General features: G+C 26.2%; 21 protein-coding genes. 13 read left to right on the top strand and 8 right to left on the bottom strand.

What is annotated here, in order from left to right:
* Nucleotide 1: 1 nt before the first annotated feature.
* From ACZ5CK_RS10040 to ACZ5CK_RS09990, 11 genes are read left to right on the top strand one after another with little or no spacing between them, the layout of a single operon-like run.
* Nucleotides 2–1,903 (top strand): chemotaxis protein CheA, encoded by a 1,902-nt coding sequence (locus tag ACZ5CK_RS10040; protein ID WP_464581676.1) that lies wholly within the window; start codon nt 2–4, stop codon nt 1,901–1,903.
* The gene (locus ACZ5CK_RS10035; RefSeq protein WP_464581675.1) at nt 1,891–2,649 is read left to right on the top strand and encodes a ParA family protein; all 759 of its coding nucleotides are present in this window, start codon (nt 1,891–1,893) and stop codon (nt 2,647–2,649) included. Before ACZ5CK_RS10040 ends, ACZ5CK_RS10035 begins: the two co-directional genes overlap by 13 nt.
* Nucleotides 2,646–2,936, top strand: a complete 291-nt coding sequence (locus tag ACZ5CK_RS10030) for a tetratricopeptide repeat protein (protein ID WP_464581674.1) — start codon at nt 2,646–2,648, stop codon at nt 2,934–2,936. Before ACZ5CK_RS10035 ends, ACZ5CK_RS10030 begins: the two co-directional genes overlap by 4 nt.
* Nucleotides 2,933–4,351 carry an Hsp70 family protein gene (locus tag ACZ5CK_RS10025; protein ID WP_464581673.1) on the top strand — a complete coding sequence of 473 codons (1,419 nt, stop codon included), beginning with the start codon at nt 2,933–2,935 and terminating at the stop codon, nt 4,349–4,351. The genes ACZ5CK_RS10030 and ACZ5CK_RS10025 overlap by 4 nt, the downstream gene beginning before the upstream one ends.
* Nucleotides 4,352–4,371: 20 nt before the next feature.
* Nucleotides 4,372–6,306, top strand: coding sequence for a methyl-accepting chemotaxis protein (locus ACZ5CK_RS10020; RefSeq protein WP_464581672.1), 1,935 nt, complete (start codon nt 4,372–4,374; stop codon nt 6,304–6,306).
* A gap of 37 nt (nt 6,307–6,343) precedes the next feature.
* Nucleotides 6,344–7,879, top strand: a complete 1,536-nt coding sequence (locus ACZ5CK_RS10015) for a chemotaxis protein CheW (RefSeq protein ID WP_464581671.1) — start codon at nt 6,344–6,346, stop codon at nt 7,877–7,879.
* Entirely contained in the window at nt 7,876–8,949 is a 1,074-nt protein-coding gene (locus ACZ5CK_RS10010; protein WP_464581670.1) for a protein-glutamate methylesterase/protein-glutamine glutaminase, read from the top strand. Before ACZ5CK_RS10015 ends, ACZ5CK_RS10010 begins: the two co-directional genes overlap by 4 nt.
* Nucleotides 8,942–10,078: an HD-GYP domain-containing protein gene (locus ACZ5CK_RS10005; protein WP_464581669.1), complete on the top strand. Its 1,137-nt coding sequence runs from the start codon at nt 8,942–8,944 to the stop codon at nt 10,076–10,078. Before ACZ5CK_RS10010 ends, ACZ5CK_RS10005 begins: the two co-directional genes overlap by 8 nt.
* A 2-nt stretch (nt 10,079–10,080) precedes the next feature.
* The gene (locus tag ACZ5CK_RS10000) at nt 10,081–10,473 is read left to right on the top strand and encodes a response regulator (RefSeq protein WP_464581668.1); all 393 of its coding nucleotides are present in this window, start codon (nt 10,081–10,083) and stop codon (nt 10,471–10,473) included.
* Between the two features lie 10 nt (nt 10,474–10,483).
* A complete protein-coding gene (locus ACZ5CK_RS09995; RefSeq protein WP_464581667.1) occupies nt 10,484–11,836 on the top strand; it encodes a GAF domain-containing protein in 1,353 nt (450 codons plus the stop codon).
* A 30-nt stretch (nt 11,837–11,866) separates the two neighbouring features.
* Nucleotides 11,867–13,561 (top strand): HD-GYP domain-containing protein, encoded by a 1,695-nt coding sequence (locus tag ACZ5CK_RS09990; protein ID WP_464581666.1) that lies wholly within the window; start codon nt 11,867–11,869, stop codon nt 13,559–13,561.
* A 137-nt stretch (nt 13,562–13,698) separates the two neighbouring features.
* Here ACZ5CK_RS09990 and ACZ5CK_RS09985 read toward each other — a convergent pair whose 3' ends face one another.
* The 8 genes from ACZ5CK_RS09985 to ACZ5CK_RS09950 all read right to left on the bottom strand — a co-directional run bounded on the left by ACZ5CK_RS09985 (nt 13,699) and on the right by ACZ5CK_RS09950 (nt 21,886).
* Nucleotides 13,699–14,556, bottom strand: coding sequence for a carbohydrate ABC transporter permease (locus ACZ5CK_RS09985; RefSeq protein ID WP_464581665.1), 858 nt, complete (start codon nt 14,554–14,556; stop codon nt 13,699–13,701).
* Between the two features lie 18 nt (nt 14,557–14,574).
* A complete protein-coding gene (locus ACZ5CK_RS09980; RefSeq protein WP_464582990.1) occupies nt 14,575–15,399 on the bottom strand; it encodes a carbohydrate ABC transporter permease in 825 nt (274 codons plus the stop codon).
* A gap of 129 nt (nt 15,400–15,528) precedes the next feature.
* A complete protein-coding gene (locus ACZ5CK_RS09975; RefSeq protein ID WP_464581664.1) occupies nt 15,529–16,779 on the bottom strand; it encodes an ABC transporter substrate-binding protein in 1,251 nt (416 codons plus the stop codon).
* A gap of 178 nt (nt 16,780–16,957) precedes the next feature.
* Nucleotides 16,958–18,157, bottom strand: a complete 1,200-nt coding sequence (locus ACZ5CK_RS09970; protein WP_464581663.1) for a hypothetical protein — start codon at nt 18,155–18,157, stop codon at nt 16,958–16,960.
* Complete coding sequence (galT, locus tag ACZ5CK_RS09965; RefSeq protein WP_464581662.1) at nt 18,154–19,158, bottom strand: galactose-1-phosphate uridylyltransferase; 1,005 nt, start codon at nt 19,156–19,158, stop codon at nt 18,154–18,156. The genes ACZ5CK_RS09970 and galT overlap by 4 nt, the downstream gene beginning before the upstream one ends.
* Nucleotides 19,159–19,167: 9 nt before the next feature.
* A complete protein-coding gene (locus ACZ5CK_RS09960) occupies nt 19,168–20,628 on the bottom strand; it encodes a glycogen synthase (protein WP_464581661.1) in 1,461 nt (486 codons plus the stop codon).
* 19 nt (nt 20,629–20,647) lie between these two features.
* Nucleotides 20,648–21,265, bottom strand: coding sequence for an MBL fold metallo-hydrolase (locus tag ACZ5CK_RS09955; RefSeq protein ID WP_464581660.1), 618 nt, complete (start codon nt 21,263–21,265; stop codon nt 20,648–20,650).
* 12 nt (nt 21,266–21,277) lie between these two features.
* On the bottom strand, nt 21,278–21,886 hold the full coding sequence (locus ACZ5CK_RS09950; RefSeq protein ID WP_464581659.1) for a CBS domain-containing protein: 609 nt from the start codon (nt 21,884–21,886) through the stop codon (nt 21,278–21,280).
* Between the two features lie 103 nt (nt 21,887–21,989).
* On the opposite strand from ACZ5CK_RS09950, the gene ACZ5CK_RS09945 reads away from it, so the two are divergent.
* Together ACZ5CK_RS09945 and ACZ5CK_RS09940 are read left to right on the top strand one after the other, a co-directional pair.
* On the top strand, nt 21,990–22,868 hold the full coding sequence (locus tag ACZ5CK_RS09945; protein WP_464581658.1) for a DegV family protein: 879 nt from the start codon (nt 21,990–21,992) through the stop codon (nt 22,866–22,868).
* 4 nt (nt 22,869–22,872) lie between these two features.
* The gene (locus ACZ5CK_RS09940) at nt 22,873–23,739 is read left to right on the top strand and encodes a DegV family protein (protein ID WP_464581657.1); all 867 of its coding nucleotides are present in this window, start codon (nt 22,873–22,875) and stop codon (nt 23,737–23,739) included.
* The last annotated feature ends 12 nt before the right edge of the window (nt 23,740–23,751 follow it).

Genomic DNA, 23,751 nt, shown 5'->3' with positions numbered 1-23,751 from the left:
AATGAAAATGCGTTTTGATAAGAATTTTATTAATGATACAATAAAAGAGTTTTCTTCTGAAGCACAAGAAAATATAAATTTAATTGAAGTTAATTTGGTAAATTTAGAAGAAACTGGTAATATAAACTTAATAAATTCAATAATGAGGGGATTCCATAGTCTTAAAGGAACATCAAGGCTACTGTTATCTATGGATATTCCCGAAAAATATTTAGAAAAAATAAAAAAAATAGAGGAAATTTCACATAAATTAGAAGATTTATCCTTAAAAATATCAGGAAAAGATGATAAAAATATAGATTTATTATATGATGGATTGGACTTGATAAAAAAGATCATTAGTTCATATAATGATGAAAATGTCGATATAGATATATCTAGCTATATGATGAATTTAAAAAATAAAGATGAAAATACAAATGCATATGAACAAAAGAAACAAAGCACAAATGAAGTTATAAAAAAAATGTTAATAAATTTAAAAGAACAATTTTTTGAATATTTATTGAATGCGGAAAATTATAATATGTCTCAAATAAACAGAATGAAAAAACCAATAGAAAATGCATTAAAAAGATTTGGAAATGAAAAATTAACTAATAAATTCCAAGAAATCATAAAATGTATAGAGAGTAATAATAAAGAGAGTATAAAAAATGCTATAAAAGAGTTTGATAATATATTGTTTAATAAACAATCTAATGAAGTTATTAATAAAATTGAATTTTCTGATACTGTTAGAGTAGATATAAAAAAGATAAATACCATTATGAATTTAGTAGGTGAATTAGTAACTATAAAAAATACCTCTTCTTATTTGTTAAAAGAATTATATAAGGTGTCAGTAGAATTATATAAAGAATATACACAGGTTTTTGCTAATTTAGATAAAATAATAATGAACATTCAAGATCAAATATTGAGCTTGAAAATGACTCCAATGAAAGAATTATTATATAGATATAAACGATTAATAAGAGAATTAGCTAAAGAAAAAAACAAGAAAATTTCATATGAATTTTCTGGGGAAAATATAGAGATAGATAGAATATTATTAGAAAATTTATCTGATCCATTAACTCATATAATTAGAAATGCTATTGATCATGGTATAGAAACTCCAGAAGAAAGGGAAAAATTGGGAAAAAATAAAGTTGGATTAATTAAAATAAATGTATTTTACGAAAGTGGCTATGTTTTTATTGAAGTTATAGATGATGGAAAAGGAATAGATGTAGAAGAGATCAAAGAAAAGGCAAAAGAATTAGGATATGATATAAATATTCCAGATGAAGAAATTATTAATTATATTTTTGAGCCTGGATTTAGCACTGCGAAAGAAGTTACTGAAATTTCTGGCCGTGGTGTGGGGATGGATATTGTTAAAAATAATATAGAGAAATTAAATGGGAAAGTATATATTGAAACCAAAAAAAATCAGGGAACAAAAATTACATTAAAAATACCAAATTCAATTATTAATATAGATGGAGTTATGTTCTTAGTTGATAATGAAAAATATATTTTCCCATTTGAAGAAGTAGAAAAAATAATAAAAGTAAATAAAGAAAAAATACACAATTATTCTAATCAATTATTTGTAGAGTATAAAGAAGAAATAATTCCAATTTTTTCTTTAAAAGGAATAATAGAAAATAAAGATAATACTTTTGAAGAAATTAGCAATAGAGAGTATAAACATGATTTAATACCAATTATATTAATTGATAATGGTAATATTGGTATATTAGTGGATGAAATTATAGAAGAAAATGAATTTTTAGTAAAATCATTACCAGAATATTTAAAGTATAACTTCATATATGGCTCTACTATATTAGGAAATGGAGATATAGTATTAATTTTAAAACCTTCTGAAATGGTGATACAATGGCAAAAGTAATAGTTTTTGCTAATAGAAAAGGTGGAAGTGGGAAAACTACACTAGCCTTTAATTTATCTCATGTTTTTAAATCCCAAAAAACATTATTAATAGATTTTGATTCACAAGCACATTCCACAGTATATGCTGGAATTAATCCATTTGATGTGAAGTATGGAATATATGAAATGATTGTAGATTATATTAATACGGGAAAATATAAAGATGAAAAAATAAATATTCATAATATAGATATTATTCCGTCAAACCAAAATTTATCAGCACTTGAGATTGAATTAGCATCATATGAAGAAAGAAATTTTGTTTTAAAAGATTTAATAATAGATTTTCATAATGAATATGATTATATTTTTATAGATACTCCTCCAAGTTTAGGATTATTAACAATAAATGCTTTAAATGCTTCAGATTATTTGTTAATTCCAGTAAAAAGTGATTTCTTATCATTAGTTGGATTATCTCAAATGATGGAAATATATTATAAGGTAAATGTAGAAAATCCTAATTTAAAATTCTTAGGTGTAATTCCTACAATGGTTGATAAAAGAACAAAAATTTCAAAGGAAATAATAGGTGAATTAAAGAAAATTTTTGGAGATAAAAAAGTATTAACTCCTCTTAGAAACGATGTAAAGCTTATAGAATCATCAAGTCATGGAATACCTATAACCAAATACGCCCCAAAATCAAGAGCATCACTTGATATAAAGAAAATAGCAAAAGAAATTCAGGAGTTGATTAAATGAAAATTCTAGGTCGTGGATTAAATACTTTTTTTAATTCCGATAATTTATTTAAAAAAGCTTTAGAATATGATGATAATGGGAATATATTTTTTGCATTTCATTATTATATGAAAGCTGCGGAAACTAATGAAGAAATAAAATCAAAAGCATTAAATAATGCAGCTGTGATATTAGCTGAAAATGGATATGAAAAAGAAGCTATTGAATTGTTAAAAAAATCATTAGAAGCTAATCCGGATAACAAAGAAGCAAAAGAAAACCTCGAATATTTGGAGGGACTGATTTGATAGTAGGTATAGATTTTGGGACAACGAATTCTTTAATAGCAAATTCAGAAATATTTGTCAATGAGAGAGGTAGTAGAATTACTCCTTCTATAGTTTTTTTTAGAAAAGAAAATGAAATATTAGTTGGTGATTTAGCAAAGTCACAAATGTATATAAGGCCAGATAGAGTAGTATTAAATGTAAAAAGAGATCTTGGAAAAGGAAAAGAATATATTATATATAAGAAGAAATTTAAAGCAGAAGAAATAGCGAGTTTTATTTTTAGAAAATTAAAAAAAATAGTCAATGAAGAAATAACAGATGCAGTAGTTACCGTTCCAGCATATTTTGATGATAATCAAAGGAATGGTGTATTGGAAGCAGCATCTTTGGCAGGGTTAAATGTAGTAAAATTATTAAATGAGCCTGTAGCGGCTGCTATTGCATATGGAATTAATGAGAAAGATAAGAAAGTATTAGTTCTTGATTTTGGCGGTGGAACATTTGATATAACTTTAATGGAAATAAAAAATGATGTTTTTAATGTTATAAAAACAGGTGGAAGTTCAGAACTAGGTGGAATAGATTTTGATAAGTCAATTGTAGATTGGATAGTTAATACGATATATGAAAGAGATGGAATAAATTTAGGTAATGATCCTGTAGCATTACAACAAATATATAATCATGTGGAAAGCGCAAAAATAGACTTATCTGTTGTAGATAATACTGATATTGTAATTCCATATATTTCAACATTAAATAATAGACCGTATCATTTGAATATAAATATAACGAGGGATATATTTTTAAATATTTCAAATAAATTGATAGAGAAAATAAAAGAATTAATAATAGAAAATGCAAATGATGATATAAGTGAAATAATATTTGTAGGTGGATCATCTAGACTATTTTTTTTCAAAGATTTAGTGAAAAAGATATTTCCAGATAAAAAAATAATATCAGATTTAAATCCTGAAGAGTTAGTTGTTAAAGGAGCAGGTATATATTCTCAGGTTATAGAAGGAAAAAATAATATTATTTTAAAGGATATATTACCACATTCTTTAGGTGTTTTAGATGATGAAGGTAATTTTATTGAAATATTAAAAAAAGGTATGCATTATCCAACATCGGAAACTGAGATTTTTACAAATACACATGATAATCAAGATACTATTATCATTAAAGTTTTACAGAGAAAAAATAATGAAATGGTTAATCTTGGAAATTTTGAGTTTAAATTTTCTAATAAATGGAAGAAAAATGAAGCGAGGATTGCAGTTAATTTTTCATTGAACATAAATGGTGTATTAGAAATAAGTGCAGAAGATATGTATATAGGACAAAGTTTAAAGGGGAAAATAATAAATGCTATGGTAAATAGTAGAAAAGTAGATACAGATTTAATGAAAAAATATAAAATAATTTAAATAAGAATGGGGGAATTTATATGAAAGAAAAAAAATTACTTTCTCCAGAATCGCAAAAAACTCCAGGGATAATGAAAGTAAAAGATGAAGAATTAAAGCGAAAAAGAGAAGAAGCAAGACAAAAAGCCCTTGAAAGAGCAAAGAAACAAACTATTTTAAAAAGGCAAGCAATGGCAGAAGAGTTAACATTATCTTCTGAAGAATTATTAGCAGCTGTGGAGCAAATAAGTTCAAGTATTGAGGAATTATCAAAATCGATGATGCAAATAAGTTCAGGTACTGAACAAATTTCAAATTCTATACATGAAATGAGAGCTGCTATTTATCAAATAAATAAAAATTCAGAAGGAATAAAAAAGAAAGCTAATGATATATTTTATCAAACAGATAAATCACAGGTTCAAATTTTGCAATCAATTAATAGTGTAGATTTATTGATTAATTCTGTAAATAAAACTATAGAGCATAACAAAGACACTAATGAAAATATTACAGTTTTAAAAGAAAAATCACAAAAAATATCAGAGATTATTAGTTCAGTAGTATTAATTGCTGATCAAACGAATTTGTTATCTTTAAATGCTGCAATTGAAGCAGCCAGGGCTGAAGAATATGGAGTTGGATTTGCAGTAGTTGCAGATGAAATAAGGAACCTGGCTGAAGTTTCTGAAATAAATGCAAAAAATATAGAAGATAATATTAATAATTTAAAGAATAGCATGGATTATGTGATTGAAGATGTTAAAAAGATAAATGAGTTTTTTGAAGAACAAGGAAATTTAGGTAATGATATTAATAAGATATTTAATGATGTAAAAGAAACATTTGAAGAAATCAAAGGTAATTTAAATAAAGAATTAAAAATAATTGAGGAATTTGCAGACATATCAGAGAAATACTTAGCTTCAGCAGAGAATGTTGTATCTTTTTCTGAACAAGTGGCAAAAGAATCAGAGGAAATATCAATATCATTGCAAGAAGAAGAAGAGGCTTTTAATCAAATTTCTCAAGCAGCTCAAAATTTAGTTGATATAGCGGAACAAATATTAAATTCTACTGAAGACAAGGATTCATTGTTATTGTTATCTTCATCAATTGATGAGTTATTTAGCATAATAGAAGAAGCTTATCATGGTTCTGAAAGCATTAAACATCATTTAGAACAATTAGAAAAAATTTCATCTGTTTTTGCAGAAGAAATGGATAATATGAATAATTTGGTTTTAAAATTTCAGGAGCTATCACATGAATTATTAGAAATAAATAATAGAGATAAAGAAACTGTTGAATTAATTTTAAAAAACATAAAAGATAGTAAGTTAAAAGTAAGTGATTTAGTAGATAATATAAATAAAACAAATAAAGGCTTTTCTGACATATACTTAAATATTAAAAAACTAGCCACTAATTTTAAATTAATAAATAATAGTATTTCAAAAATGGAAAAAATGTCTATACAGGTTAATATGTTGGCTGTAAATGGATTTATAGAAGCTGCTAGAGCAGGTGAATATGGTAATGGTTTTTATGTAGTATCAAATGATATAAGAGAGCTTTCAAAAACATCTGAAGAAAATTTAGAATCAATAAAAAATGTAATAGAAGAAATTGATGAATATATTAAAATATCAGAAGAAAATGTATATGAAAATCAAAAAAGGACATATTCTGAAATAATAGAAGCTAATTCAGCATTATATTCAATTAATGAAATAGAAAAAACTATTAAAGACTTATTGAATAAATATGAAGTAAATTCTCACTCTGTTTCAGAAATTGTAATTGCAATTGAACAATCTAAAAAAGCCGTTGAACAATCTCAAAGTGCAGTAGAAGAATCATTTGCTTCTATAGAGGAAGCATTAAAAGCTTCATTAGAACATGAAAGAGGAATAAATGAAATGCTTAAAGTAACTAAGGAAATAATGAATCAGTCGAATAATTTACAATCATAGAATTTTTGTAGACACACTTTTTAAAGAAGGTGTATATATGAATTATGTTATATTTTCGCTTAATAAAGAAGAATACTGTATATCAATGAAAGATATATCAGAAATAATAGGGTTAAAAAAGATAACTAAAATTCCATTATCTCCTAAATATGTTGAAGGATTAATAAATTTGAGAGGAGAAATTATTCCTATCATTAATCTTAAAACTAAAATAGGATTAAAGAGTAATAATATTCCATTTTCAAAAATTATTATTATAAATGGACATAGAAAGTTTGGAATACTGGTAGATTCAATAAATGGTATTTTGAATAAATACGATGAGAAAATTGAGTCAAAAACCAAATACATCAGTTCTATTATTAAAAGCAAAAATAAAGAATATTTTATATTAGATATTAATAAGATTATAAATATAAAAAATACAAAATCTTTAAGTGTCAATGCGAAAAAAAATAATAAAAAGCAAATAAGAAAATTGGAATTAAAAAAAGTAGTTACAGTTAAAGTAAATAATGAGATATATGGATTTGAATTAAAAAAAATCTTTGAAATAATTAATTATATTGAGCCAAATAAAGTTCCCAATATTCAGAGTTATGTAAAGGGCATTATATCTGAAAGAGGAGAAATTATTCCTGTAATAGATTTAAAAGAAATTTTATATAATATTGAATCTAATATTACAGAAAAAACAAAAATAGTAATAATAAATATTGATGATTATAAGCTTGGTGTAATTGTGGAAAGTATTCATAGACTAGTAGAAGTTAAAAAAATAAAAGAGTTACCGATTAAAGAAAAAAGTATATTAAGCGGTTATATAAAAACAGATGATTATTCAGCAGTAGTATTAAATTTAAATAGTATATTGACAGATGAAATTAAAAATTTAAATAAAAAAAGTGAAACTATAAATATAGTTGAGAAAAAGAAGAGAAATGATAAATATATATTATTTAATGTAAATAATGAAAAGTATGCAATTAAATTGAATTTAGTTAAAGAAATAAATAGAATAAACAAAATAACAAAAATTCCAAAATCATCAAAGTATATTAGAGGAATTATAAACTTAAGAGGAGATATAGTTCCTATAATAGATTTGAAAAGCAGATTTGGAAATTCAAAAGAAATTAAAATAACAGAATTATCTAGAATTTTAGTTATTAATATCGAAAATCAATTAGTTGGATTTTTAGTTGATTCAGTAAATAAATTAATAACTATGGATTATATTAAATTTGAGTCAAATAATAGATTTATTAAAGGTTTAGGACAATATTATAATGAATCAATTTTGCTTTTAGATTTAAATAATATTTTAGATAAAAATGAATTGAAATCTTTAAATAATATTAGTTCAAAATTTGTGGATAGCAAGATATCTAAAAAAAATCAATCAAAAATAGAATTAAATAAGAAAAATGCTAGTGATAAACCAAAAAATGAAGTAAAAATAGAAGAACCAAAGGATGAAAAAATTAGCAATGAAAATAAAATTATTGAGAAAGACAAAGGAAACGATAAAAAACTACAAAAGAAAAATATAAAATTAAAGAGATCGAGGTGATCGATATTTCACAAACAAATGTTCTAATTGCAGATGATTCACCATTAACTAGAAAAGTATTAAAGATTTTGATTGAATCAGATAAAAAATTGAGGGTAATAGGGGTGGCAAGAGATGGAATTGATGCAATTGAAAAAACAAATGAATTAAACCCCGATGTTATAATAATGGATATAAAAATGCCAAATATGGATGGATTAACGGCATTACAATATATTCTTGAAGAAAAGAATATTCCTGTTATTGTTGTTTCTTCTTTAGGAGAAAGAAGTTCAGTGATTGCATATGAAGCACTTGAATTAGGAGCTTTTGATTATATTGAAAAGCTGGATGATTTATATTATTTAAAAGATGAATTGATTAAAAAAATTCATGCTGCATATATTTTTTCTCAATCAGAAAAAGCAAAAAAAGAATTTTTTTCTGAAAAGAAAATATCGTATGATCATGTAGATAAAAAAGCAATAGAAATAGAAACTCCAATTAAAATGGATTATTATGGAGTAGCTATTGGGATATCTACAGGTGGTCCAAGGACAATATATGATGTTTTGCCCAAATTACCAGCAAATTTAAATGCTGCAGTTTTCCTGGTACAGCATATACCAGAGAAGTTTACAAGAACCTATGCAGAAAGATTAGATAATAGTTGTGGATTAAAGGTTGTTGAGGCAGATGATGATATGGATGTTAAACCAGGTTATGTTTATGTGGGTAAGGGTGGATATCATTTAAAACTAAGAAAAGGATTGAATGGATTAAAAATATTATTATCTAAAACTCCACCCCATATTTTTATGCCATCTGTAGATATTATGATGGAATCAGTGTTAGAGCATTTTGGTAATAAAACTGTTGGTGTGTTAATGACAGGTATGGGAAATGATGGAGCAAATGCCATGGTTAAAATTAAAGAAAAAAATGGATATACTATAGCAGAATCTGAAGAAACTGCAGTAGTTTTTGGAATGCCCGCTGAAGCTATTAAATTAGGAGGAGCAGATAAAGTTTTACCTTCGTATGATATAGCAAAAGAGATAATTAAGAAAGTAGGATTGAGAAATGGATAAAAGCTATGAAGAATTGTTAGCTTTAAAAGAAGAATTAGAAGAAGCATATGAAGAATTGGAAAATGCATATAATGAATTAGAAGAATTGAATAATAGATTTATTAGAGTTACAGATTTAATAACTAATATATCTATAGATATATCCATGAAAAATTATTTTGGTAAATTATTATCCTATTTTGTTGAATTAATTCCTGAAATATCTTCGGGTTGTGTTTTATATAAAGAAGGAGATTTTTTTAGATTTGCTTCGGTTTTAGGACATAATAAAAAACTATTGTTAGATACAGCTATTTTAACTAAAGAATTTCATGAAATTAGAGAAATAGAAAATTTTTATTGTAATTATATAAAAAATTTTGATGTTATAAAAAATAATATTATAAAGTCTAATAAAAGCTTAATTATACCTTTGAAAACGTTTGAATTACATGGATATATTATACTTGATTTAAAAGATAAAATAATAAAAAAAGTTGAAAAAGATTTAATAAAAGTAATGAGTAAAATAGCTTCGATATATTTAGTATCAAAAACATTATATAGTGAACAGCAAAAATTTCTAAAAAATACTGCATTTGCCTTTTTAAAAGCGGTTGATTTTTATGACCCATATACAAAAGGTCATTCTGAGAGAGTATCATATTACGCAACATCACTTGCGAAAATAATAGGAAAAGAAGAAATTATAAATGATATTTTTCTTGCCAGTGCTTTACACGATATAGGAAAACTTTCAATACCCCAAAGTATATTATTAAAAAAAGAAAGATTAACAGAGGAAGAATTTGAAAAAATTAAGGAACATCCCGTTAAAGGAGAGGAATTGGTTAAAGCATTTGAAGGATTTGAAAAAATAGGTAAAATAATAAGACATCATCATGAAAGATACGATGGAAAAGGATATCCTGATGGACTAACTGGAGAGGAAATACCATTTGAGTCAAGAATAATTACAGTGGTTGACGCTTTTGATGCTATGACGACAGCAAGACCATATAGAAATGCCTTGTCTGTGAATATGGCAACTAAAGAACTTATTGAAAATAAAGGGAAACAGTTTGATCCGCAATTAACAGATGAATTTATAAAATTCTTAAAAATCAATAAATTTTTCGAGGAGGAATGAGTATGGGGAAAATACTAGTAGTAGATGATGATAATATCATTAGAACAGTGTTGAAAAAAGTACTTGAGAGTGAAAATTTTGATGTGGATGTTGCTGAAGGTGGAAACAGAGCAATAGAGCTTATAAAAAGTACAGAATATGATGTGATTTTACTTGATATAATTATGGAAGATTTAGATGGAATTGAAGTTCTAAGAAAAGTAAAAAAATTATCACCACTAACTACAGTTATTATGATGACAGCATATTCAAGTCCTGATTATGTTTTACATGCATTGACACTTGGAGCTACAGATTTTATAGAAAAACCTTTTGAACCAGAAAATATAATAGAATTAGTTAAAGAGAATGTTAAAAGAGTAAAAAGGTGGAAAAAGACTTTGGGGTTATTATGAGGTGTTTAATATGAATTTTATATCTACATTATCTTTTAATGAATTTAATGAATATATAAACACCATTTTTAATGATATTATAAAAAATCTGAATGTTTATTCAGGCTCTTTGATTGTTTTTGATGAAAATAATAACATTATATTCAAAATAGAAAAAAATTTAAATATTGACATTGATAGTATATCTCCTGGTAAAATTGATCAAATGTTTTTAAAAGAGAAAAAACCAATAATAATTAATGATGAAGATCTTGAAAAATATAATATAAAAAAGAAAAAAAATGATGTTATTTCATCAATTATTTTTCCCATGTATTTTAAAGAGAAATTAATAGGAATTATGAATTTAAATAGAAAGGATAAAAAATTCTGTGAGAAAGATTTGGATTTTCTTTTTAGAATTAAAGCATATATTTTACCAGCAATATATAATATAATTTTACTCGAAGAAATACATAGTGAAAGAGAAAGATTTAAAAATTATGCGTATATTTTTGAATTAATTGTTGATATATATTCAAAAACAAATACAGCAATAGAATTTATGAATAATGTAATAAAAACTATTAAAAACAAATTTGGTGTAGATGTAAAACTCCTTTCTTCAAATACCCCTGAAAAAAATAGCTTGAGAATTAAAGATAAATATTATAAAATATATATAGACTGTAATATTGATGAAGAGATTGTCGAGAAAATAAAAGATTTTTTTATGAAAGTTGTAATTATTAAACATTCAGAAGAATTGAATAAAATTTTGGAAAATTATTCTGAATTAGCTAAAGAAACACTTTTAATGAATTTTGTATCCTGGGATTTAATACAAGAAATTAATAGTGCTATTACAGGAATAAATTTAGTTTCCTTTTTCTTTGAATCACAAAACCCTGAAATATCAAATGAATTAAAAAAATCTGTTAATCGTATAAAAGAAGCTATTTCTAGGTATAAATCCAATTTTTATAATGCAGAATCTATAGAAATAGTTCATATAAACGAAATTTTGAAAGAAATTGAAAATAAAATCAAGTTTCTTAATCCAGAGGTTGTTTTTAAAACAAGGCTAATAATAGATGCACAAATATATGGTTCTAGAAAGATTATATTTAATGCAATTATGAATATAATTTTATCTGTTTTAAAATATACATCTAATAAATATTTTGAAATATCATTAACAAAAGAAAAAAGTTATTATTATTTAAAAATAAATACAAAAATCAATTCTATAGAACTGAATAATAAAGAATTGAAAAAAGTCATAAATATATCTTCTGTAATGTTGAGTAATTATCATATAGAATTTATTGAAAAATCAGATGAAAATAATACATATTTTATAATTCGGATACCTGCCAAGTAATACTACAAAGTAAAATGGAAAAATGGGGTGATGGAAATTTTTAATTTAGAAATAATTAAAAGAGCAATAAATATATTTTCAAGAACGTTATTTCAAAATAAAGAATTGTTTATAGGACTTGCAGTGAATTTAGAAGGTACAAGCTTTTTAAATATATTTACTTTTGATAATCTAAATAAGGAGTATTTTGAATATTCCGAAGATGTTGTATTTGAAGTTCCACAAAAAATGTATGATGTTTTTGAAGAAAGAAGAGAATCTAATTTTAGGATTACATTCTCTAATGAATTTTCATTTTTGATAAACAATCGTTTTGATAATTTTATTATAAAAACAATATTATTGCCAGAAAAAGGAAAAAATTATGGTTTTTTTTATTTGATTTATAAAGATGAGATAGTATTTGATAATAAAGATGTGTTTTCAAGATTTATTTCTATATTTGAAAAGAATATTGATGCGGTTTATTTTAACAAATATTCTAAATATTCTATCAATGCTTTTGTAAAAAATTATTTGATGCTTCTTCAAAATCATTCTGATGTATTATATGAACATTCTTTGAGAGTTGCAGATTTAACAAATATTATAGGAAGTTTATTAGGATTAGATGAAGAAAGTCTTTATAAATTACAAATAGCATCATTTATTCATGATATAGGATATATATGGTTTTCAGAAAAAGCCCTTGAGGAACTATTTGATTTACAAAATGGCAATGAAAAGAATCCCATGATAAGTATGCATTTAAAAAGACTTGAAGAAATGTTTTTTGGTAATATTTTAATGAAACCTTATGTAGATTTAGCATTAAACCATCATGAAAATATGGCAGGAACGGGATACTATAAGAAAAAAAATTTATGTATAGAAGATAATATTTTAATAGTGGCTAATTATATTGACGAAAATATGGTTCTTTCAGGAAATCAAGAAACAGAAAGCATAATTGAATATCTGGAAAAAAATGTTGGAAAACTATACGATAAAAATGTTGTTAATGCGGCTATTGAAGCAATAAAGATTTATTATACAGAATTTGATAATGGTAAATTTTCTGAATTAACCTTGAAGTCAAGAACGATTAATTTAAGATATGAAGGTTTGGGAGAAGAATTGATTGAATTAACAGGATCTATTGAGAAAGTTTTGGGAGATACATTATATGTTAATGTACGAACAATAGATCAAATTAATATAGGATCAATATTAAAAGTAAAAATAACAACAAAGGATTTCCCGCTAATAGCAAAAGCTCAGGTAATATTAAAAAATCCGTATGGATATGTTATAAAAATTATTGAAAAAAGAGAAACAAAAAAATCAAAACTAAAAGTTTTTTGGAATTTCGAATTTTTAATAGGTTATAAAAACGAAATTACACCATTATTAAAAGAAAAACTAACCCCAGTTATATGGAATGTTTTAAAATCAAAAATGAAACCTGCAAGATGTAAAGTTTTTGGAGCAGAAGGGATAATTTTTTCCATAAATCAGGAACATGATATCTTCAAGAAAGATGATGTTGTAATAATATATATTGATAAAATAGGAGAAGAAATTTTTATACCAGCGAGTTTAATTTCTAAGAAAAAAGGATTGTATTATACAGAGTATGAAGCTAAATTTTTTGAATTGCCAGAAAGATTGCAATCAGCTATTTATAGAATTATATTTAGAAGACAATCATCCATTAGAAAAATAGGATCTATTTATGAATTATAACCCCCCAATTTTAGTGGGGGTTAAGTTTGTAGATAAATTCAAAATCAAATACAAAGTATTTTCAAAATTGGTATTAAAATAAAACTCATTTGATTTTTTTAACAGTATAAATCCCCCTTTTTAAGGGGGATTTATTATCAGCCTTTTACAGCACCTGCAGTTAAACCTGCAACTATTTTCTTTTGGAAGATCAAAACCATAATAACAAGTGGTAATGTAACAATTACAGCGGCAGCCATTAATTGACCCCATGGAAGTTCATAGAATGTTTTACCAGAGAACATAGCAATTGCAACAGGAACTGTATATTTTTCTGGTAATTGCATAAATGTTAAGGCAAATAAAAATTCATTCCATGCAGCTATAAATGTTAGCAGCCCAGTGGTAACTAAGCCAGGAACAGATAATGGTATAATTATTCGCCATAATGTCATAAATTTTGAACAGCCATCAATTGCAGCAGATTCTTCAATTGAAACAGGAATTTCCTTAAAGAAATTATGTAATATCCATGTTGTTAATGGTAAATTTAATGCAATATATGGCAAAATTAACCCTGGATATGTGTTTATTAATCTCATACTTCTTAATATTTGGAACAATGCACCTAATATAGATACTTGAGGGAACATACTAACAGCAAGTATCAGTGACATAATTAATACTTTTCCAGGCATTTTAATTCTTGCAACAGCATATCCTGCAAAAGCACCAAATAGTAATGATAAAATAGTTGTTGCTCCAGCAACGATAATAGAATTGATTATATTTTGATAAAAAGGTCTTTCTGTAAAAACGAGTATATAATTTTTAAATGTAGGATGTGCAGGAAATAATTTAATACTTTTTGAAAATAATTCAGAATTAGGGGTTATTGATGATGTTATAGCATAATAAAAAGGAAAAACATAAAATATTAGCATTATTATTACTAATATATATAATAAAACTGCACCAATTCTTTTTTTGGTTTTATAAGATTTTATTAAGTCCATATCTAATCCTCCTTTAGATCATTCAAACCTGAGGTTTAATGATCTAATGTAGATTATAGCAAAAATACTAATTAGTAAGAAAATTACAACAGATATAGCAGATCCATAACCAAACCAAGCACCTGTAAATGCTCTATCCATTAAAATATGTCTGTTATAAACTGCTAAAGTCTCAACCGACTTATTCATAATAAAGAATATATCAAACACTCTTAGAGCGTCTAATGTTCTAAAAATAAGTGCAACAGCAATTGTCGGCTTTAAAATAGGTAATGTAATTTTTGTAAATTGCTTCCATCCAGATGCACCATCTATTCTTGCAGCCTCATATAATTCAGAAGGAATAGTTTGCAAGCCTGCTAAAAGCAATAAAGCCATAAATGGAGCAGTCTTCCATACATCCACAGCTATAATTGCAAACATAGAGGACCATTTATCGCTTAATATTGGCGTTCCAGGAGCTAACCAACCTAATTTATATAAAATTTGTGAAATGATACCATATTGATCATTATACATCCATTTCCACATTTGAGAAGAAACAGATGTAGGAACAGCCCATGGAATAAGAATAGCAGCTCTTACAATACCTCTTAATGCAAAATCTGCATTTAATATTAAAGCTGTAGCAAGTCCAAGGATAAATTCTATAGTTACTGATATAGCTGTAAATACCAAGGTATTTACTAAACTTGTCATAAATCTTGTATCATTGAGTAGTCTAATATAATTATCTAACCCTATAAATCTTTTTGGAATACCAGGTCTTAAACCAAATGAAAAAAGACTATCCCAAAAAGTTTTTAATAATGGGAAAAATGCGGTTAAAAAAATAGCTATCATTGCGGGAACAATTAGCCAAAAACCTAACCATACATCTTTTCTTTTATAATGAATATTTATTTTAGCACTCAAAAGAACCCCTCCTACTTTAAAGCCGGGGTTTTACCCCCGGCTTCTTAGGATTAAATATTATTGTCCAGTAATCATTTTTAATTCAGAATCTAAATCTTTCAAAGCCTTTTCAACGTCAACTTTACCTAATAAGAAGTCGTGAATATGTCTTTGGATTGCATCTGAAACCTCTGTATATAATGGAGTAATTGGTCTTGGCTCTGCATTGATAAATACGTTGTAAAGTTCAACCATGAAAGGAGCTGCTTCTTTTAATTTAGGATCTGAATAAACATCTTTTCTTGTTGGATTTTGTCCAGCATTTATTGCTTTATATAATTGTTGATCATATGATGTTAAGAATTTAATGAATTTCTTTGCAGCATCTTTTTCTGCAGCTGAAGAATATTTGTTAATTGCTAACATCCACCCACCTAATGTAGCTGAATGTCTTCCACCATCTATGTCACCTTTTGGTAATGGAGCAACACCGATTTTGCCAGCAATTTTTGATTGTTTTGGATCATTAGCTAATGACCATACGTATGGCCAGTTTCTTAAGAATACTGATTCACCGTTTTGGAAAGGTCTTCTTGTTTCTTCTTCCATGTAAGTTAAAACACCCTTTGGAGCAACGCCATCATCTATAAAGCTCTTTAATGTTGTTAATGCTTTTACTAATCTTGCATGATTATCAGGATCGCTAATAATAACTTTTCCATTTGCATCTAAGAAATCCGCACCATATGAATGTACGAATTCAGCAACATCACATACTAACCCTTCATATTGTGCTAATTGGAATAACATACCATTGATTTTTTCTTTTGATGCAATATCTGATGCAACTTTTTTCAATTCTTCCCATGTTTCTGGAACATCATAACCATATTTTTGTAATAAATCTTTTCTGTAATATAATAATCCAGCATCTGTAAACCAAGGGATTGCAACTATTTTTCCTTGAACTGTTGCTGATTTTACTGTTCCTGGTAAGAAATCTTTTAAACCAAAATAGTCATAGTCATTTGTTAAATCTTCAACAAAAGGAGCAAATTCTGCAGGCCAAACAACATCAATCATTAAAATATCTGGATCTGGAGTCATAGCACCTAAATAAGTAACATATAAGTCATGTCTTGATGTGGAACTATTTGGCATAGGTAATAATTGAACCTCGATATCTGGATAAATCTTATTAAACATTTTAATTTGATTCATTAAAACTTCTAACTCTTTTCCAACAGCACCAGCAGCCATAGTGATTTTTACGCTCATGCCGATAACTGCCATTAAAACAACTAAAGATAATACGAGCAATTTTTTCATGTTAACACCCTCCCTTTCTTTTTTTTGCAACCGTTTTCGTTAATTTTCAAAAACAACTTCTTTTCAATTATAACATAAATTTTAAAATAAAAAAAATTCCCCTATAAAAAGTTTATAGGGGAAAATCACTATAAATTTAAGAAAAAATAGCATAATTCAAATTAATTATATTTAATCATCAAAATTCAGCGACAACACTAAATTCTATTTTGTCTTTAAATTCATCATTTATGTTATCGTAATATTTTGTATATAGCATAAATAAACCATTTGAAATAGGATAACCAATAGATAATTCAGCGAAAGTATTACTATCTAATAAATTATTTAATTCATCTAATGTGGTCATAGGTTTATAATATTTTCCAACAATTATTAATGGGAATTGGTCTGAAGGTATTCTTGCATATAATGAACCGTTTAATTCTGGATTTTGAATTTCAAAGTCTGTGGTTAAATCATAGTTTAATCTTGCATTTGCAGATAATAAACCTCCAAGGTTAACTGCTAATTCTCCGATTCCGCCTAATCTTGTTGTATCATATGAAGATAATTCTTTGTATTTTGTAGAGTCTTCTAAATCATTTTCGTAATTTGCATTTACAAATCCTAATTTATAATATGGCATTTGAAGTACTACAGGTAAAGCTTTAAATGTTATTATACCCAAGTTTAGTATTCCGCCAACACCAGCACCGTATCCTGTTAAATTTGTTGAATCAAATGATGAAGAAATATAACCAGCTTCTCCTCCTAGTCTTAAAGAGTTTCCGCCAACATATGCAGATACACTTCCAAGTAAATCTTTTCTTGAAGGTTCTTTATCATTTTTAGGCATTGTTTTTCCAACAAAAGATTCTATATTAATAAAACTAATATGTGTTTTTAATAAGGCATAATTTAAGTATGCTGTTTGACTGTATGTAAATGGAACTAATGAGTCTAATGAATATGGAACGTGAATTTCAATGCTGTTTCCATTGGAAATTAATCCTAAATCTAAAGCATTTTGATAGTTGTTAGTATAGTTGTATACTAACATTCCTAAACCAACAGTTTTTGGGAAAAATGTTCCATATCTAAAATACAATGGTCCCATTCTTAATTTTAATAAATTAATAGTTAAACCATTTAATACATCTGATGTTTCATCCATACCTGGTTTTCCATAATAAAGTGATCCACCTATTTCTTTTTGATAAGCATTAAGACCAATCCCAATACCGAAGTTTGAATTTTCAAATATACCAGTAATAGAATAGGTTAAATAATCTTGCCCGTTTACTTTTACAGTATTAAAATACGGATTTACATAAAATGATGAAAAAGCTGATACAACGAATACAAATACTAATAATAGAATCAATGTTTTTTTCATAATAATCCCTCCTCATGAGATTTTAAATTTTTTGCAGCATCTTCTGGAGATACTGAGTTTATAAAAAAACCAGATCCCCACTCAAATCCAGCGGCATTTGTTGTCCTTGGGAGTATTTCAACATGCCAATGATAATATGGATTATTTAAATTATCGTATGGGGAAGTATGAATCATATAGTTATATGATATATCGCCTAAAAATAAATTTAGCCTTAATAAAGTATTTTTTAAAATTCTTGCAAAACTTTTTACTAATGTTTTATTTATACTTCCAAAATTAGAGTTATGTTCTTTTTGAATTATCCAAGTCTCGTATGGAAATCTTGGTGCATAAGGTTCAAAAGCCAAAAAATCATCATTTTCTTCCACTAATCTAATTTTATCTTTTTTTTCTTGTTCTATAATTGAACAAAATATACATTTGTTTTTTAGTCTATAATAATTTTTTGCTCCTTTTAATTCTTCTTCTATAAATATTGGTAGTATTGGAGTTGCAATTAATTGGGAATGAGGATGAGATAATGAAGCTCCAGCATTTCTTCCATAATTTTTAAATATTTGAGTATATTTTATTTTTTTATCTTTTTTTATATCATTAAATCTATGAAGATAAGCCCAAATTATTTCTTCAACCTCAAAATAATCCATATAAGCAATTTTAGAATCGTGTTTTGGTGTTTCTATTATAACTTCATGATATCCATAACCATCAATTGAATAATATAATCCGTTTTGTTTTAATTTTGGATAATAATTAGTAGCAACAGCAGGGAATTTATTTGGAACTACTCTTAACCACCAATTTTCATCATTAGGTTTTGAATTTTTTGGTTTAAAGGCAATAATTTCGGGGGGAGTTAAATATTCATTACCTATATCAAAAGGACAAAAATCTGATTCAGTAGTCATTGAAATAGACTTCTCAATGGGTCTATTAGACCTTTCGGAAGAAATAATTACCCATCTGTTTGTTATAGGATCCTTTCTGTATTCGGGCATATTTTCCTCCTATATATGTTTTTTTGATAAAGCTCTTTTATATATGAATATATATTCTTCGGCTGATTTATTCCAAGAAAAGTTTTCAGACATAGCATTTGCAATTAAGGCATTCCAACAATCCTTATCTCTGTTATATACATGTATCGCCTTTAAAATTTCAATTAATAGATTTGAGGATATATAGTCATAAAATCCAAAACCAGTTCCATGTTTATTTTCACAAGAAGCTTCTTTAACTGTATCAGCAAGTCCTCCAGTATATCTTACTATTGGAATAGTACCATATCTCATGGCATACATTTGACCTAAACCACAAGGTTCATATTTAGAAGGCATCATAAACATGTCGCTTCCAGCATATATTAATTGAGCTAATTCAAGGTCAAATTTAATGTTTATAGATAATTTATCAGGATATTTATTTTGATACTTTAATAATAATTCTTCGTAGTGTTTTTCACCTGTGCCCAATATGACAATTTGTAGATTGAGTAATGTTAGATAATTCAAAAGTTCTGATATTAAATCAATACCTTTTTGTTCGACGATTCTACCAATAAAGCTAATTAAAGGTATATTTTTATTTTTTGGGAGATTTAATTTCTCCTGTAAATATAATTTGTTTTTATATTTGTTTTCAACATTATCTTTATTAAAATTATAAGGTATTAATTTATCTGTTTCTGGATTAAAATGTTCATAATCAATACCGTTTAATATACCATATAAGTCATTATTTCTAACCTTTAATACTCCATCAAGTTTATAGCCGTATTCATCTGTTTGTATTTCTTCTGCATATGTCTTACTTACAGTATTAATAACATCACTAAATAAAATTCCACCTTTCAAAAAGTTTATTTGGCCAAAAAATTCGAGTGCATCTATGTTATATAAATATCCTGGAAGTCCTGCAATACTTAATATTTCGGGAGGGAATATACCTTGATAGCCTAAATTATGAATTGTTAAAACCGTAGCTATTTTGGATAAAATTTCATTATCTCTATAATTATTTTTTAAATAGACAGGGATTAATGAAGTTTGCCAATCGTTAATATGAATTATATTTGTGTCGGGGAGAAAGTCTTTTATAAAGGATATGACACAATCTGAAAAATATGAAGTTTGATGATCTTTATTAGGATATTCATACACGTCTTCTGTGGAGAAAAGATTTTCATTTTTTATAAAATATATTGGAATTTTTGTGTCTGGAAGATAAGATTTAAATATTGAAAATGGATATTTGAATGAGTGGCTTATGGGGTAAAGATTTTCTGCGATTTTTTCTAAAGGTAAATCATACTTTTTGATATTTTCTTCAACAATTTTATGAAAAGGCATTATAACACTTATTTCATTTACTTTATCATTTAAATATTTTGGTAAGGCTCCAGCAACATCAGCTAAACCACCGATTTTAGCAAAAGGGGTTACTTCATATGAAACAAAGGTAACATTCATTTAGCTCACCACCTTAAATTTATTTTTTTATTTTGTATGGCGTATCATGGGTGAAAATTACATAATCAGATTTTTTACTCCATTCTTTAACTATTTCTGCAACTTTATCAGTTCTTAAATTTCTCATAATATCATAAAAATCTATTTTTGTCATACAAATATCTCCTGGTAAGAAAAGATTTCCCATATTTTCTGATTTTATAAACAAAGATACATGTTCTTTAGAATGATAAGGGGTATAAATAATTTTTATAGAGTCAAAAAGTTCTTCACCGTCTTTAAAAGTTTCTACACGATCTTTCCAAGAATCTATCATTTGTTGATAAGCTTGTCCAATTAATGGACCAAACTTTCTGTAATTTTTATCTTTATAATTTTCGTGTATTCTAATAGTAGCATTTGGAAAGAAAATGGAATTATATGCATGGTCAAGATGAACATGTGTTAATACTATATCTGTAATTTCTTCAGGTGGAATATCTAAATTCTCTTCAATATCTTGAATTACATGTATATGGCTTGGGTCAATTAAAATTTTTCTTTCTTTATTTTCTAATAAAAAAACTGAAGAAAATGTTCCATGTACTCTTCCTGTTATAGTTAATAAACCACCATCTAAAATAACTCTAAAGTTCATAATATATACCTCCTATGCTTCTTCGTATATTCCATCATATTCGATATCACATTTATCTAATATATATGAAACTTCATTTACATCTTTTATTGAAAGTTTTATCGATAGCATTCTTCTATTTTCGCTAATTTTGCATGTTGTCATCGATAAAATATTTAAATTATTATTACTTATTGTTTCAACAATTTTTTTTAATTCTCCAGGCTTATCATCAAGCGTAAGGATAACCTTTGTTCCTGGTTCATTAAGAGCTGTAATACTTACCATTGATTTAATTAATTCTTGAAATCCAAATAAACCTACAGGTTTCATATCATAATCTACAACTGGAAGTATTTTATAATCTGTTTCAAGCATAGTTAACAACACATCTTCTACTAAGTCATCTTCATATAAAAAATCTTCTATTGGCTCAAATACATCTATTAAATAATCATCACTATTATATTCCATTAAAATCGCAAGATCCTCTCTACGTATTGCAGAGAGAAGGGTGTTATTTTTTCTTGTGATTAAAATGATTTCAATATCTTTTTCAAAAAAGAGTTTGATAGCATCATCAACGGTGTTTGTAATTTTTAGCGTTTTGAAATTTTTTTTCATCCATAATTTGACATACATTAATAATCCTCCCTTTTTCTTTTATTATATTATACACCAAAAAGGATAAAATTTGTGCTATAATAATATTATCAGTAGATGTTAATTTCAGGAGGCGATATAAGTGGAAAAAATAGGAGTTATTGTTGACTCGGGTTGTGATATACCTAATGATATTTTAGAAAAACATAATAATATCCTGAAAATAGTTCCATTAAGGACTATTATAAATGGCGTTGAATATGCTGAAGGAACCTTTACAGAAGATTTTTTATTTGAGCATTTAGATGAAAACGTTACTACCTCATTACCGAGACCAGAAAATATAAAAGAATCTATTGAAGATATGATAAAAGAAGGATATAATAAAATATTAACTCTCAATATTTCTAAAAATTTAAGTGGTACATATAATTTATTTAAAATGATATCTGAAAGTATAATGCAGAATAATGAAAATATAGAAATAATAAATATCGATACATTAAATATATCAATAGGATCCGCTTTGGTCGTATATAAAGCTCTTAAATATATTGAAGAAGGAAAAAAATTTAAAGAGTTAATTAATTTAATTGAAAAAGACATAAAAAATTCAACAGTTTTTTATGTGGTCCCAACTTTAAAATATCTTGCACGTGGTGGTAGGATAGGAAAGGTTTCTGCAATGTTAGGTCAACTTCTTAATGTAAAACCTATAATATCGGTTAATGATGAAGGGGTTTATTATACTGTATCAAAGATACGCGGTTTTAATAGATCTGTAGAAGCATTATATCAAGAAGTTTTAAAGTATATCGGTAATAATAATTTTATAGCAGGTGTAGTTATCAGTGGTAATGGTGAAAAGGTAAAAAAAATGCAAGAAGCTTTTATAGATAAACTTAAAACTTTTGGCAATACTTTAGAAATTTTTAAAGGAAAGGTTTCTAGTACTTTATCTGTTCATACTGGTCCTGATTTAATTGGTATTGGAATATTAAAATTAACAAACGGAGGATGAGGATATGGAAAAAATAGGTATTGTAGTGGATTCAGGTACAGATATACCAGAAAATATTGTAAGGGAATATAATATAGAAGTAGTTCCATTAAGAATAATAATTGATGGTAAGATTTATGAAGAAGGGGAAATTTCTGAGGAGTTTTTATTGAAAAGAATGGATGATAGTAAAGTAGAAACTTCGTTACCTAATCCAGATTCTATTAAAAATACTTTAGAAAAATTAATAAATAGTGGTATAAAAAAAATATTAACCTTTAATATTTCCAGTAATATGAGCGGAACATATAATCTTTTTAGGATAGTATCTAATGAAATTAAAGAAAAATACTCTGATGTAATAATAAAAAATATTGATACACTAAATATATCGATTGGTGCTGGTATTTTTGCATATAAAGCGGCTAAGATGATAAATGAAGGAAAGACATTTGATGAAATTGTTAACTGGTGTAATGATCATAAAAGAAATTCTAAAGTATTTTTCGTAATCCCGTCATTAAAATATCTTGCACGCGGTGGTAGAATAGGAAAGGTTTCTGCTAAAATTGGGGAATTATTGAATATAAAACCAGTTATATCAATTAATGATGATGGAATTTATTATACAATATCAAAGGTACGAGGCTTTAAAAAGTCTTTTAAGAAAGTATATGAAGAATTTTTAAATTTTGTAGATGGAAAAAAACATATGGCTGCAGTTTATATTAGTGGGGCATCAAAGGAATTTGAGAATTTGCAAAATAACTTTTTTGAAAAAATATCGGGATTAGAGCATACCGTAGAGGTTATTGTTGGGAAAGTATCGAGTACTCTATTGGTACATTCTGGACCAGATATGTTTGGTATAGGTGCTTTAATTATTGAATGAGGTGATGAAATA

It is taken from the genome of Marinitoga okinawensis, from assembly GCF_055387075.1.
The sequence above is the reverse complement of the archived record's forward strand: the minus strand, read 5'-3'. Positions and strand labels throughout refer to the sequence as shown.